15 protein-coding genes are annotated in these 12,967 nt (G+C 72.2%); 10 read left to right on the forward strand and 5 right to left on the reverse strand.

Features of this window, described 5'->3' with window-relative positions; translation table 11 throughout:
* The first annotated feature begins 13 nt into the window (after nt 1–13).
* A complete protein-coding gene (locus ACFE7W_RS06750) occupies nt 14–430 on the forward strand; it encodes a DUF1707 domain-containing protein (RefSeq protein ID WP_375423981.1) in 417 nt (138 codons plus the stop codon).
* A 201-nt stretch (nt 431–631) separates the two neighbouring features.
* Here the strand turns inward: ACFE7W_RS06750 and ACFE7W_RS06755 are convergent, their stop codons facing one another.
* Together ACFE7W_RS06755 and ACFE7W_RS06760 are read right to left on the reverse strand one after the other, a co-directional pair.
* Nucleotides 632–769: a hypothetical protein gene (locus tag ACFE7W_RS06755; RefSeq protein ID WP_375423982.1), complete on the reverse strand. Its 138-nt coding sequence runs from the start codon at nt 767–769 to the stop codon at nt 632–634.
* A 123-nt stretch (nt 770–892) separates the two neighbouring features.
* Nucleotides 893–1,186 carry a DUF503 domain-containing protein gene (locus ACFE7W_RS06760; RefSeq protein WP_375424222.1) on the reverse strand — a complete coding sequence of 98 codons (294 nt, stop codon included), beginning with the start codon at nt 1,184–1,186 and terminating at the stop codon, nt 893–895.
* Between the two features lie 114 nt (nt 1,187–1,300).
* Between ACFE7W_RS06760 and ACFE7W_RS06765 the strand changes: the two genes are divergently transcribed.
* The 7 genes from ACFE7W_RS06765 to ACFE7W_RS06795 all read left to right on the forward strand — a co-directional run bounded on the left by ACFE7W_RS06765 (nt 1,301) and on the right by ACFE7W_RS06795 (nt 8,385).
* On the forward strand, nt 1,301–2,854 hold the full coding sequence (locus ACFE7W_RS06765; protein WP_375423983.1) for an amino acid permease: 1,554 nt from the start codon (nt 1,301–1,303) through the stop codon (nt 2,852–2,854).
* Complete coding sequence (locus tag ACFE7W_RS06770; protein WP_375423984.1) at nt 2,855–3,592, forward strand: FadR/GntR family transcriptional regulator; 738 nt, start codon at nt 2,855–2,857, stop codon at nt 3,590–3,592.
* Nucleotides 3,593–3,623: 31 nt separating this feature from the next.
* Entirely contained in the window at nt 3,624–4,985 is a 1,362-nt protein-coding gene (locus tag ACFE7W_RS06775) for a glutamine synthetase family protein (protein WP_375423985.1), read from the forward strand.
* 1 nt (nt 4,986) lies between these two features.
* Entirely contained in the window at nt 4,987–6,348 is a 1,362-nt protein-coding gene (locus ACFE7W_RS06780; RefSeq protein WP_375423986.1) for an aldehyde dehydrogenase family protein, read from the forward strand.
* 76 nt (nt 6,349–6,424) lie between these two features.
* A complete protein-coding gene (locus ACFE7W_RS06785) occupies nt 6,425–7,192 on the forward strand; it encodes a 3-oxoacyl-ACP reductase (RefSeq protein ID WP_375423987.1) in 768 nt (255 codons plus the stop codon).
* A 23-nt stretch (nt 7,193–7,215) separates the two neighbouring features.
* Nucleotides 7,216–7,944 carry a gamma-glutamyl-gamma-aminobutyrate hydrolase family protein gene (locus ACFE7W_RS06790; RefSeq protein WP_375423988.1) on the forward strand — a complete coding sequence of 243 codons (729 nt, stop codon included), beginning with the start codon at nt 7,216–7,218 and terminating at the stop codon, nt 7,942–7,944.
* A gap of 9 nt (nt 7,945–7,953) precedes the next feature.
* On the forward strand, nt 7,954–8,385 hold the full coding sequence (locus ACFE7W_RS06795; protein WP_375423989.1) for a HEAT repeat domain-containing protein: 432 nt from the start codon (nt 7,954–7,956) through the stop codon (nt 8,383–8,385).
* A 117-nt stretch (nt 8,386–8,502) separates the two neighbouring features.
* On the opposite strand, the gene ACFE7W_RS06800 is transcribed toward ACFE7W_RS06795, so the two are convergent.
* Genes ACFE7W_RS06800 through ACFE7W_RS06810 form a run of 3 tightly spaced genes read right to left on the reverse strand, consistent with a single transcriptional unit; the run spans nt 8,503 to nt 10,216 of the window.
* Nucleotides 8,503–8,709: a hypothetical protein gene (locus ACFE7W_RS06800; RefSeq protein ID WP_375423990.1), complete on the reverse strand. Its 207-nt coding sequence runs from the start codon at nt 8,707–8,709 to the stop codon at nt 8,503–8,505.
* Nucleotides 8,706–8,861 (reverse strand): type II toxin-antitoxin system VapB family antitoxin, encoded by a 156-nt coding sequence (locus ACFE7W_RS06805; RefSeq protein WP_375424223.1) that lies wholly within the window; start codon nt 8,859–8,861, stop codon nt 8,706–8,708. Before ACFE7W_RS06805 ends, ACFE7W_RS06800 begins: the two co-directional genes overlap by 4 nt.
* A 38-nt stretch (nt 8,862–8,899) precedes the next feature.
* Nucleotides 8,900–10,216: a DNA polymerase IV gene (locus ACFE7W_RS06810; protein ID WP_375423991.1), complete on the reverse strand. Its 1,317-nt coding sequence runs from the start codon at nt 10,214–10,216 to the stop codon at nt 8,900–8,902.
* A gap of 64 nt (nt 10,217–10,280) precedes the next feature.
* Between ACFE7W_RS06810 and ACFE7W_RS06815 the strand changes: the two genes are divergently transcribed.
* Both ACFE7W_RS06815 and ACFE7W_RS06820 read left to right on the forward strand, forming a co-directional pair.
* Nucleotides 10,281–11,057, forward strand: coding sequence for an SDR family NAD(P)-dependent oxidoreductase (locus tag ACFE7W_RS06815; protein ID WP_375423992.1), 777 nt, complete (start codon nt 10,281–10,283; stop codon nt 11,055–11,057).
* A gap of 74 nt (nt 11,058–11,131) precedes the next feature.
* Nucleotides 11,132–12,739, forward strand: a complete 1,608-nt coding sequence (locus ACFE7W_RS06820) for a serine/threonine-protein kinase (protein WP_375423993.1) — start codon at nt 11,132–11,134, stop codon at nt 12,737–12,739.
* Nucleotides 12,740–12,967: the final 228 nt, after the last annotated feature.

The raw sequence follows: 12,967 nt of genomic DNA on the forward strand, positions 1-12,967 counted from the left end.
CCAGCATGCGGAGATGAGCGAGGTGCTGAGAGCGCGGGTCGGGGACGTCGAGCGCAACGCCTGCGTCGACCGGCTGACCCGGGAAATGGTCGTCGGTCGGCTGACCGAGGACGAGTTCGATGCTCGCGTCGAGCAGGCGCTCCGGGCCCAGACCCACCAGGACCTGGCCGAGCTGACCGGGGACCTCGACGATCCGGCCACGACCTCGCTACCGGTCCGCCGGCCCTCAGCGGAGCCGGCGATCACCCTCAGCCGACGCGACGTCGGCGCGGTCGCGGTGACGACTGCCGTTCTCGGCGTGCTCACCTTCCTCATCGCCCACCAGGTCACCTACGACAGCGACGCCATCGCGCTCTGGCTCCTGCTGTGGCTCTTCGGCGAGGTCTGCGGCCTCACCGGGGCGATGCTGGCTCGCCGCCCCCGCCGCTAGTCCCACCGGGACGGCTGGTGCGGGCGCGACCCTCGGCGCGTCATGGTCACCTTCCAGGCTCAGTCCAGCCCGAGGACGGCGAGGAGGGCCGCATCGACTGCGTGCAGCTCGTCGGCGGTCAGGCGTCCGGCGAACTGACCGAGCCGAGTCTTTGGATCACGACGGTGAGCTGCTCGACCAGGACGCGCGCTAGCTGGTAGGTCACCACGCACGGAGCGCGTCCATCTCGGACGCCAGCTCCTGCGAATCGGCGACGCCCTTCGGGTCGTTGCGCAAGGACTCAGCCTCGGCCCGGAGGGCTGCGCGCCGGTGGACCCGTTCCGTCTCCAGGATCGCCATCCGGGCTGCTTCCGAGCGCGACATACCTTCTTGGGTCAGCTTCTCCAGGGCTCGTTCCACGTCGGCGTCAGTGCGGACTGTCAGGGTTGGCAGACGACAAGACGTCACACGGTCCGTGCAGGGCTAGTCCTCGCTCGTGCGCAGCTGGCGCCGCGCGGAGAGCAGCTCCATCTCGGGGCGGTAGGCGGCGAACCGCTCGGCGGCGTCGAGCACCTCGGTCACGTGGTGCTGGTCGCTGCTGACCAGGGCGACACCGATGCTGGCCCGTCGGTGCAGGTCGAGATGGTCGACCTCGGCGGCGCTGACCTCGAAGCGGCGTCGCAGCTCGGCCACCAGCGGCCGGACCAGCGAGCGCTTCTCCTTCAGCGAGTGCACGTCGCCGAGCAACAGGTCCAGCTCCACCGATCCCATCCACATCACCAGGCGATCGTATGACCCTCACTATTGGTACGAGGTCGGACCATTGACGGCGGAGTGGCCGGGCCGCCAGACTGAGCCGCGTCGCCCGCTTGCCCTGCCGATCGGAGTCCCATGAGCACCCCGAAGACCGACAGTCCCGCCCTGGACGCCGACGCCCAGGCCCTCGCCGACCTCGGGTACACCCAGGAGCTGCACCGCGGCATGTCCGGGTTCTCCAACTTCGCGGTCTCGTTCTCGATCATCTCGATCCTGGCCGGCTGCATCACCTCCTACGGCATCGCGCTCCGCTCGGGCGGCCCGTCGGCGCTCGTGCTCGGCTGGCTCGGCGTCGGGGTGCTGGTGCTGGCGGTGGCCGGCGCGATGGCGGAGGTCTGCTCCCGCTACCCGACCGCCGGCGGCCTCTACTTCTGGGCCGGACGGTTGGCACGGCGCAACCGGCGCGAGTGGGCCTGGTTCACCGGCTGGTTCAACTTCCTCGGCGAGGTGGCCGTCACCGCGGCCATCGACTTCGGCTGCGCCACCACCTGGATGGCGTTCATGAACCTGGTCTGGGGCGTCGAGCCGACCCCGGTCACGACCTTCCTGCTCTTCGTCGGCATCATCGTCGTGCACGGGCTGCTCAACACCTTCGGGGTCAACCTGGTCAGCCTGCTCTCCAGCGTCTCGGCCTGGTGGCACGTCGTCGGGACGCTCATCATCGTGGGCGCGCTCTGGCTGCTGCCCGAGCACCACCAGTCGGTGTCCTGGACGCTGACGGGCTTCCACAACGAGACCGGCTGGAGCAGCGCGGTCTACGTGTTCCTGCTCGGCCTGCTGATGGCCCAGTACACCTACACCGGCTACGACGCCTCCGCCCACGTCGCGGAGGAGACCAAGAACGCCTCGGTCGCGGCCCCTCGCGGCATCGTCACCAGCGTGGCCGTCTCGGTCGTCGGCGGCTTCATCCTCCTGTACTCGATCACCGCGGCCATCACGGACCGCAGCGAGGCCGGGCTGGCCAAGCTCTCGGAGTCCGACACCGGACTGCCGCCGGCCCAGATCTTCCTGGACGCGCTGGGCAGCCCGGCGATCGCGAAGTTCCTGCTCTTCATCGTCTGCATCGCCCAGTTCTTCTGCGGCATGGCCTCGGTCACGGCCAACTCGCGGATGTCGTACGCCTTCTCCCGCGACCGGGCCCTGCCGGGGTCGCGACTGTGGGCCACGGTGAACCCCCGGACCGGGACACCGACCAACTCGATCTGGCTCTGCGTCACGCTGTCGGTGATCCTGGCCGCTCCCGCGCTGATCAGCACCACGGCGTACTTCGCGGTCACCTCGATCGCGGTGATCGGGCTCTACATCGCCTACGTCATCCCGGTGCTGCTGCGCCGGCTCAACCCCGACTTCACGCCCGGTCCGTGGAACCTCGGCCGCTTCAGCGCCGTGGTCGGCTGGGTGGCGGTGGTCTGGGTGGTGATCATCTGCGTGCTGTTCGTGCTGCCGCCGGTCGCGCCGGTCACCGTCTCGACGTTCAACTACGCGCCGGTCGCCGTCGTCGTGGTGCTCCTGCTCGCGACCGTCCTCTGGTTCGCCGGGGGCCGCCGCACCTTCATGGGGGGCGAAGCCGCGGCGTCGGGCTCGGGCCACGCGACCAGCCCCGAGGCCGAAGAGGTGCTGGAGAGCTGAGTGGCGCAGGACGGGCTGGGCGACCTGGTCCTCAGCTCGGGTCGCAGCCGGCACGCCTTCGAGGACTGTGTCGAGCGGTTGGGCACGGCGATCCGGCTCGGCGCCTACCCGTACGGCACGACCCTGCCCCCCGAGCGGGAGCTGGCCACCGCGATGGGGGTCTCCCGGGCGACGCTGCGGGAGGCGATGGCGGGGCTGCGCGCGGCCGGGATGGTCACCACCACCCGCGGCCGGGGCGGCGGGACGGTGGTGTCGTCCGCGCCGCCGACGCCGGGGGAGTCCGGCACGGCGTCGGACGTGATGGGGGCGCTGGCCGCACGGCGGGCCGAGCTGATGGACGTGCTGGTGTTCCGCCGGGTGGTGGAGCCGGGCGCGTGCCAGGTCGCTGCCGGTCGGACGCTGAGTGGGTCCGAGCGCGAGCTGCTGAGCGCTTCGCTGCAGGAGGTCGAGGTGGCGGCCGGGCCGGCGGCGCACCGGCGGGCCGACTCGCGCCTGCATCTGGCGCTCGCCGCGCTGACCGGCTCGCCGCGGCTGGTCGAGGCGGTGACCACGGTGCAGGCGGGGCTGCACGACATGCTGATCGCCATCCCGGTGCTGCGGGTCAACATCGAGCACTCGGGCGCCCAGCACCGCGCCATCGTCACGGCGGTGCTCCAGGGCCAGGGTGTGCGGGCGGCCCGGGAGATGGAACGGCACTGCGACGACACTGCCGCGCTGCTGCGGGGCCTGCTCGGCTGAGCCGGTCACGAGACGACGAGGAGAGACACTGATGGCACTGCGCAACGACCGGCACCTGAGCCCGCACGACCTGCGACGGCGGGTGAGCGAGGGCGAGATCGACACCGTCGTGGTCGCGTTCACCGACATGCAGGGCCGGCTCCAGGGCAAGCGGATGCACGGCGCCTACTTCGTCGACCACGTGCTCGACGCCGGCACCGAGGGCTGCAACTACCTGCTGGCCGTCGACATCGACATGAACACCGTCGACGGCTACGCGATGTCGTCGTGGGAGTCCGGGTACGGCGACCTGGAGTTCGCCCTCGACCTCGACACGCTGCGGCTGCTGCCGCACCTGCCGGGCACGGCGATGGTGCAGTGCGACCTGGTCCAGCTCGACCACTCACCGGTCCCGCAGTCGCCGCGGACCATCCTGGCCACCCAGCGGGCCCGGGCTGCGGACCTCGGCTACGTGGCCCTCGCCGGCACCGAGCTGGAGTTCCTGGCCTTCGAGAGCTCCTACGAAGCGGCCTGGGCCTCCGGCTACCGCGACCTGACGCCCGTGCTGGCCTACAACGGGGACTACTCGGTGCTCGGCACCACCCGGGTCGAGCCGCTGCTGCGGGCCATCCGGAACGCCATGTACGGGGCCGGGATGGACGTGGAGAGCGCGAAGGGCGAGTGCAACCTCGGTCAGCAGGAGATCGGCTTCCTGTACGCCGAGGCCATGACCACCGCCGACAACCACGCCGTCTACAAGACCGCGGCCAAGGAGATCGCCGCCAGCCTGGGCAAGGCGATCACCTTCCTGGCCAAGTACGATGCCCGCGAGGGCAACTCCTGCCACATCCACCTGTCGCTACGCAGCACCGACGGCGACACCGTCTTCTGGGCGGACGGCGCGAGGACCCCGCTCTTTGACCACTTCCTGGCGGGACTGCTGGCCACCATGGGCGACTTCACGTTGCTCTACGCGCCGAACGTGAACTCCTACAAGCGTTTCGCCGCTGGCTCCTTCGCCCCGACGACCATCGCGTGGGGCAGCGACAACCGGAGCTGCGCGCTGCGGGTGGTGGGCCACGGTGCGGGGGCTCGGGTGGAGAACCGGGTGCCGGGCGGCGACGCCAACCCGTACCTGGCCATCGCGGCGATGCTGGCCGGCGGGCTGTACGGGATCGAGCACGAGCTGGAGCTGCCGGCGGAGATGACCGGCAACGCCTACACCTCGGGGCTGCCGACCGTGCCCCGGACCCTGCGGGCCGCCCGCGACGCGTTCTCGGCCTCGGCGGTGGCCCGGGAGGTGTTCGGCGACGAGGTCGTCGAGCACTACACCCACGCGGCCGACGTCGAGCTGACCGCCTTCGACGCCGCGGTCACCGACTGGGAGCTGCGGCGCGGCTTCGAGAGGATGTGAGGTGAGCACCTACGCCGTGGTCAACCCGGCCACCGAGCAGGTCGTGGCCGAGGTGGCGATGGCCGATCTGGCCGCCACGGACGCCGCGATCGACGCCGCCGCGGCGGCCGCGCCCGCCTGGGCCGCGGTGGCGCCGGGGGACCGGGCCCGGCTGCTCCGACGCTTCGCCACCCTGGTGGAGGAGTCGGCCGACGAGCTGGCCGAGCTGGAGGTCCGCAACTCCGGCCACACGGTCGGCAACGCCCGCTGGGAGGCCGGCAACGTCCGCGACCTGCTCCACTACTATTCCGCCAGCCCCGAACGGCTGCTGGGTCACCAGATCCCGGTACCCGGAGGGATTGACGTCACCTTCCGCGAGCCGCTCGGCGTGGTCGGGATCATCGTCCCCTGGAACTTCCCGATGCCCATCGCAGCCTGGGGCTTCGCGCCCGCGTTGGCGGCGGGCAACACCGTGGTGCTCAAGCCGGCCGAGCTGACACCGCTGACCGCGCTGCGGCTGGCCGAGCTGGGCCGGGAAGCGGGGCTGGCCGAGGGCGTGTTCACCGTCGTCCCGGGCGAGGGGCCGGTGGTGGGGCAGCGTTTCGTCACGCACCCGCTGGTCCGCAAGGTCTGCTTCACCGGCTCGACCGCAGTCGGCAAAGCCGTGCTCGCCGGCTGCGCGGACCAGGTGAAGCGCTGCACCCTCGAGCTCGGCGGCAAGAGCGCGAACGTCGTCTTCGCCGACGCGGACCTCGCGCGGGCGGCGGCCAGCGCGCCGTCCGCCGTCTTCGACAACGCCGGCCAGGACTGTTGCGCCCGGTCCCGGCTGCTGGTCCAGGAGTCGGTGCTCGCTGAGTTCCTCGACCGGCTGCAGCCGGCCGTGGAGGCGATGGTGGTGGCCGACCCCGCCCGGGCTGACGCCGACATGGGCCCGCTGATCTCGGCCCGGCAGCGCACCCGGGTGCAGGGCTACCTCGACGAGGTGGACGTCGCGTTCGCCGGTAGTGCCCCCACGGGCCCCGGCTACTGGGTGCCGCCGTCGGTCGTGCTGGCCAGCGGCACCGACCAGCGGATCTGGCGCGAGGAGGTCTTCGGACCGGTCATGGCCGTGCTGCCGTTCCGCGACGAGGCCGAGGCCGTGGCGCTGGCCAACGACTCCGACTACGGGCTCTCGGGCTCGATCTTCACCGCCGACCTGGGCCGGGCCCTGCGCGTGTCCCGGGCCGTCCAGGCCGGCAACCTCAGCGTCAACTCGCACTCCTCGGTCCGCTACTGGACGCCGTTCGGCGGCTACAAGCAGTCGGGTCTGGGACGCGAGCTGGGGCCTGAAGCCCCGAACGCCTTCACCGAGGAGAAGAACGTGTTCTTCAGCGACGGCTCATGATCATCAGCAGCAAGATCAACCCAGGCAAGATCACCACGACCAAGATCACCACGAGCAAGATCAACAGGAGGATCGCATGACGGGACGGGTCGAGGGCCGGGTCGCGGTGGTGACCGGAGGGTGCTCCGGCATCGGGCTCGCCAGCGTCCAGCGGCTGGCGGCCGAGGGGGCGCGCGTCGTGATCGGCGACGTCGACGACCGCCGCGGACCTGAGGTCGCCGAGTCGGTGGGCGGCCGCTACCTCCGGACGGACGTGACCAGCCCCGAGGACGTGACCGCGCTGTTCGCCCTGGCGAAGGAGGCCTACGGCTCGGTCGACATCGCGTTCAACAACGCGGGCATCTCCCCGCCCGAGGACGACTCCATCCTGGACACCGACCTGGAGGCCTGGCGGCGGGTGCAGGAGGTCAACCTGACGAGCGTCTACCTGTGCTGCAAGGCCGCGCTGCCGCACATGATCGACCAGGGTCGGGGCTCGATCATCAACACCGCCTCGTTCGTCGCGGTGATGGGCGCGGCGACCTCCCAGATCTCCTACTCCGCATCGAAGGGCGGGGTGCTGTCGATGAGCCGCGAGCTCGGGGTGCAGTTCGCCAGGCAGGGCGTCCGGGTCAACGCGCTCTGCCCGGGGCCGGTGAACACGCCGCTGCTGCGGGAGCTGTTCGCCTCCGACCCCGAGCGTGCCGCGCGCCGGCTGGTGCACATCCCGCTGGGCCGCTTCGCCGAGCCGGCCGAGATCGCCAGCGCCGTCCTGTTCCTGGCCTCGGACGAGTCCAGCTTCATCACCGCGAACACCTTCCTGGTCGACGGAGGCATCAGCGGTGCCTACGTCACCCCGCTGTGACAACCGGGGCTGAGGATGGAGAGGTGACCCTTCCTCTGATCGGCCCTCTTCCACTCATTGGACTGAGCGCGTACCGGGAGCTCGCCGCCTTCGGCGTCTGGCACACCCAGACCGACCTGCTCAACTCCCTGTACGCGCGGTCGGTCGAGGCCGCCGGCGGCATCGCCGTCCTGATGCCGCCGCAGGGCGAGCAGGCGGCAGCGGTCGTCGACCGGCTGGACGGCCTGATCATCACGGGCGGCTCCGACGTGGAACCCGCCCGCTACGGGTCGTCGGCCCACCCGCAGACGCAGAGCCCGCGCCGCGAGCGGGACGCCTGGGAGCTGGCGCTGCTGGACCGGGCCCGTGCCCAGGGAGTCCCCGTGCTCGGCATCTGCCGGGGGATGCAGGTGATGGCCGTGCACGCCGGCGGCACCCTGGAGCAGCACCTGCCCGAGGTGGTCGGGCACGACGAGCACTCACCGGGCGGGGACGCCTTCGGCTGGGTCTCGGTCACCACGGCCGCAGGCTCGCTGGTCCAGGCCCTCGTGGGCGAGGAGATGCAGGTCAACTGCCACCACCACCAGGCCGTTGCCTCTCATCCCGGCCTGGTGGCGACCGCCCACGCCGCCGACGGCACGCTCGAGTCGGTCGAGGACCCGGAGCGCCCGTTCTGGCTGGGCGTGCAGTGGCATCCCGAACACGGTGACGACTTCGGCCTGTTCCGTGGCCTGGTCGAGGCAGCGAGTCGTCGGCTGCCGGCCGCGGCCTGACGGGCCGGCGTGAACCGACCGGCCTGGACGCCGCGGCAGAGCGTGGCGCAGGAGTGCGCCCGTCGGGGGCCGGCCCAGGTGGTCGACGGGTGCGTCGCGCTGCTCGAGGGCCGCGAGGTGGACGGCGAGCTCGTCTTGGCCCTCGGCGGGGCGCCGGCCCGGTGGGCGGTGGCCGGTGGGGAGGGCGGACCGGACTACTGGCTACGCGTCTGGGCGGCCCGCGGGCTGCTCTACGTCTGGGACGACTCGGCCACGCCGGCCGTTCTCGCCGCCCTCAGCGACGAGGCCTGGCGGGTGCGCGAGATGGCCGCGAAGGTCGTCGCCCGGCATCGGCTGGGCGACGCGCTGCCGGCGGTCGCCGCGCGGGCCGACGACCCGGTCGCCCGGGTCCGCGCGGCCGCCGAGCGGGCGGTGGTCCGGCTGACCAATGACCGCGCCTGAGACCACCTGCCCTCGCTGGACCGCGGCAGGGACCGCCGTCCAGCGCGAGGCCCATGACCGTAGCCACGCGCTGCAGGTCGGCACCGGCGGACAGCAGGTCGGCGTCGCGTCGCCAGGTCACGGCAGCGATGAGGCAGTCCAGCAGCAACCGCCGGAGATCGCGCTCGCGGGCGTCGACCGAGCGCCGGCCAGCACCTCCATGACCACGGGCTCGGTCACCGCCACCGGGCCGTCCGCGGCGACGAGGACGGTCGGCCGGGCATCGACGGCGCTGCCCGTGGCCCGGTCGAACTCGACCCGCGCTGAGGTGTCGACCAGGATCACGCCGGCCCGACGCCCGTGCCGGCCGGAACCTCGCCGATCGAACGGGTTTCGGGCATCGCCAGCGCTTCATCTCTCGTCATCGGTTGTCCCGCGAGGTGTCTCAGGGCGAGGTCGACCGCTTCAGTCTTGGTGTGGACTCCGTAACGGTCCATCACCGTCAACAGGTAGCAGGCTCGTAGCAGTGGTGACGTCAGGAGAGCCGCAGCTGCGGGTCGTCCAACCGGAACGTGCGGACCGGTCCCGGAGCGGTGTCGCGAGTCTCGAACCGGACGGTCACCCGGCCCAGCCCAGAGCCCCAGACCCAGCCGCGGCCGTGCTCATCGTGCTCGACGTCGGCCCCGGGCAGCCATCGAGGCTGCTCGAGGGGTTGTTGAGGATCTGGTGCTGGGTAGTCGTTGGTTGTCGCACGGTTATCCAGCACAAGGTCGGCGTCAGCGGCGAAGAGCTCCTCCTGCAGCACGTCGGTCAGCCCGGCCACGCTGACACCGAGCAGTCGGACGCCGGCGGTGACGTCGACGGCGTCGAGCAGCCCGTGGGCCACCGAGCCGATCACCTCGGCGCGGTCCGTGGCACTCAGCAGGGTCCGCGACCGGGTGAGGGTCGAGAAGTCGTGCTGCCGTACCTTGATCGACACCGTCCGGGCGAACAGCCCGGCCGCGCTCAGCCGGCCGGCCACCTGCCGGGCGTCGCGCCGCAGGATCGCCGTCAGCTCGTCGCGGTCGACGAGGTCGGTCTCGAAGGTGTCCTCGACGGAGATGGACTTCGCCTCGCGCTCCGGCTCGACGGGTCGGTCGTCCTGGGCGGACGCGAACGCCACCAGGGCGGCGGCGTGGCTGCGGCCGACCACCTGGGCCAGCTCGTCCACGTCGGCCCCCTGCAGGTCACCGACGAGGTGGATGCCGATCCGCTGCAGCCGGTCCACCGTGACCGGCCCGGCCCCGGGGATCACGCCGACCTTCATCGGCGCCAGCAGCGCGACCTCCGTCCCGGCCGGCACGATCCAGCTGCCGTCAGGCTTGGCCAGCTCGGTGGCGACCTTGGCCATGAACTTGGAGCTGCCCACCCCAACCGAGGCGGTGAGGCCGCCGGTCACCTCGGCGACCTCGGCCCGCAGCCGGTCGACCACGGCCTGCAGCCCGGCGCGCTGGAAGTTGGGTACCGGGTCGGCGGCCCGCAGGTCGACGAACGCCTCGTCCAGCGACAGCGGCTCGACCAGCGGCGACAGGTCGCGCAGCCGGCCCATCACCTGGGCGCTGGCCTCCCGGTACGCGAGGAACCGACCGGCGAGGAAGGCTGCGTGCGGACACCGCCGGCGCGCCTCCGAGGCGGGCATCGCCGAGCGCACCCCGAACACCCGGGCCTCGTAGGAGGCGGTGGCCACCACCCCGCGCGCGCCGACCCCGCCGACGACCACCGGCTTGCCCCGCAGCGACGGTTTGTCCCGCTGCTCGACGGAGGCGAAGAACGCGTCGAGGTCGAGGTGCAGCACACTCGCCTCTGAACGCACCTGTCCATTCTGCGGCGTCGGGCCACAGTGTCGGGGAAAACCAGGTGGGTAGGGGACCTTCATGATGACGTCCAACCGATACGCCTTCGACGGCCGCACGATCCTGGTCACGGGGGCGGGCAGCGGCATCGGGCAGGCGATCGCCCGGGCTTTCCTGGACAACCGCGCCTCGGTGGCCGTGGTCGGGCGACGGACGGCGAAGCTCGAGGAGACGCTCAGCGGCTACGACCCCGACCGCGTCCTGGCCATCGGCGCCGACCTCGCCGATCCCGAGCAGGCCGCCACGGTCGTGCCGCAGGTGGTGGAGCGGTTCGGCGGGCTCGACGTCTTCGTCAACAACGCCGCCGGCTACCTCAACGCCCCGTTCACCGAGGTGACCACCGAGCAGTGGCAGCAGCTGCGGCGGACCAACGTGGACGCGTTCGTCCAGCTGGCGCAGGCGGCGCTGCCCGAGCTGGAGCGCTCGGGCGGCAACCTGGTCGCCGTCGGCTCGGTCTCGGGGCTGAGGGGGGACTGGGGCCAGTCCTTCTACAACGCGACCAAGGCGGCGGTGATGAACTTCGTCCAGTCCTTGGCGCTGGACTACGGCCCGAAGGGCGTCCGCCTCAACGCCGTAGCCCCGGCCTTCACCCGGACCGAGGTGACCGCCGGGGTCGGTGAGGACGAGGCCTCCCTGGCTCCCCTCGTCAACCGGGTCGCCCTCGGTCGGCCCGCGGTGCCGGAGGACATCGCCCCCGCGGTGCTCTTCCTGGCCAGTGCGGACGCCGCCTACATCACCGGAGCGATCCTGGCCGTCGACGGCGGCACCAGCGCGTCCACCGGCCAGGCCCACGTCGGCTGAGCGGTCCCGACCCGGCAGGGGTGCCGTAGGCTCGGCCGGTCAGTTCGCCGACCAGACGGGGGGAGTCCGTGGACGTGCCGCACCCGACCGTCGCCGGACGCTACCGCCTGGTCGAGCAGATCGGCGCCGGTGGTATGGGGGTGGTCTGGCGGGCCGAGGACGAGCGGCTGCGCCGACCGGTCGCGGTCAAGCTGCTCCGGCCGCCGATCGGCCTGAGCGAGGACGAGGCCGAGCTGGCGACCCAGCGGGCGATGCGCGAGGCGCGGATCACCGCCCGGCTGCACCACCCGCACGCGGTGTCGGTGTTCGACGTCGTCGAGCACGAGGGCCGGCCGGGCCTGGTGATGCAGTACGTGCCCTCGGTGCCGCTGTCCGCCGTGCTCCGCGAGGGCGGTCCGCTCTCCCTCGACGAGACGGCCCGGCTGGGCGCCGAGGTGGCCTCCGCCCTCGCCGCCGCCCACCAGCTGGACATCGTGCACCGCGACGTGAAGCCGGGCAACATCCTGGTCGCCGAGGACGGGTCGGCGATGCTCAGCGACTTCGGCATCTCCCGGGTGCTCGGCGACGCGACCCTCACCGTCACCGGGATGGTCCACGGCACCCCGGCCTATCTCGCGCCCGAGGTGGCCCGGGGTGCCAGCTCCGACGCCGCGACCGACGTCTACTCCCTCGGTGCCACCCTCTACGCCGCGCTGGAGGGCAGGCCGCCCTTCGGCAGTGACCCCAACCCGATCGTGCTGCTGCATCTCGTGGCGAGCGGGGACTTCCCGCCGCCACAGCGCAGTGGCCCGCTGACCCCGCTGCTGCTGCGGATGCTGGCCGTCGACCCGGGTGGCCGGCCGACCATGGCCACGGTCGCCTCCGAGCTCGCAGCGCTGCGGATCGACCTGGCCCAGGGCGTCCAGCCGACGCGCCCGCTGGCCGTCCCGGCTCCCGCGGTGACGTCGCCAGCTCCCGAGCAGCCGGCTCCAGCACCGCCGGCTGACCTCCCGGCCGATACCCAGGCCACGCCCCTGCTGCCGGCTGCCGCCGCCGCCCCGACCGAGCAGACCACGCGACGGCCCGCCGTTCCCGCCCCCCGGCGCCGGCGGGGTGCGATCGGATGGGTGGTGGCCGTGGTGCTGCTGCTCCTGGTCGTGGGCCTGGGTTACGCCGTCCTCCACGACGGTGGCGGCTCGGGGGCCGGCATCGCGGCGTCACCCTCCGCGGCGCGCACCCCGGCGTCCAGCCGGTCCACCTCCTCGAGCACGAGCTCGGCCACGACGTCGACCAGCGCGTCGTCGAGCCCGACTGAGTCCGCGTCGTCCAGCTCGCCCACCCCGAGCGACAGCCCCAGCCCCAGCCCCAGCTCCACCCCCAGCCCCTCGGCCTCGGCCGGGGAGGCCCGGCTGGTCGAGGGCGTCACCAGCTACTACGCCCTGCTGCCCCGGGACACCGAGGCGGGCTGGGAGCGGTTGACCGGCCGCTACCGCAGTGCCACCGGCGGTCGCAAGAGCTACGACCAGTTCTGGGGCGAGTTCAGCGCGGTGTCGACGTCGAAGGTGACCGCCACCGGCGCCGACCAGGTGGAGGCGACCGTCAGCTACGTCGGCACAGACGGACGCAAGAGCTCCGAGCGTCGTTCCTTCACCCTGGTCGAGGACGACGGCGAGCTCAAGATCGACGCCTCGTCCCGCACCTGAACCCCGGACGGGCCAGGTTGCGAACTTTTGGCCAAGATCGCCCTCACCGCCGGTCCGACCCGCGCCAATCTTGAGGTAACGAACCCATACTGATGCCTCCTGGGGCGCCTCATCAGCCGTCGCAGGCGGCCAAGGGGTTGGTGGGGGCGATGAGTCGGGGCGCTCCCACCAGCCCCTTCCTGCGTGCCCCGTCAGTGCCGGGCCTTACGGTGGGGACCAGCGCCTGAG

The sequence above is a fragment of the uncultured Friedmanniella sp. genome (assembly GCF_964244285.1).
In the GTDB taxonomy this organism is placed as follows: domain Bacteria; phylum Actinomycetota; class Actinomycetes; order Propionibacteriales; family Propionibacteriaceae; genus Microlunatus.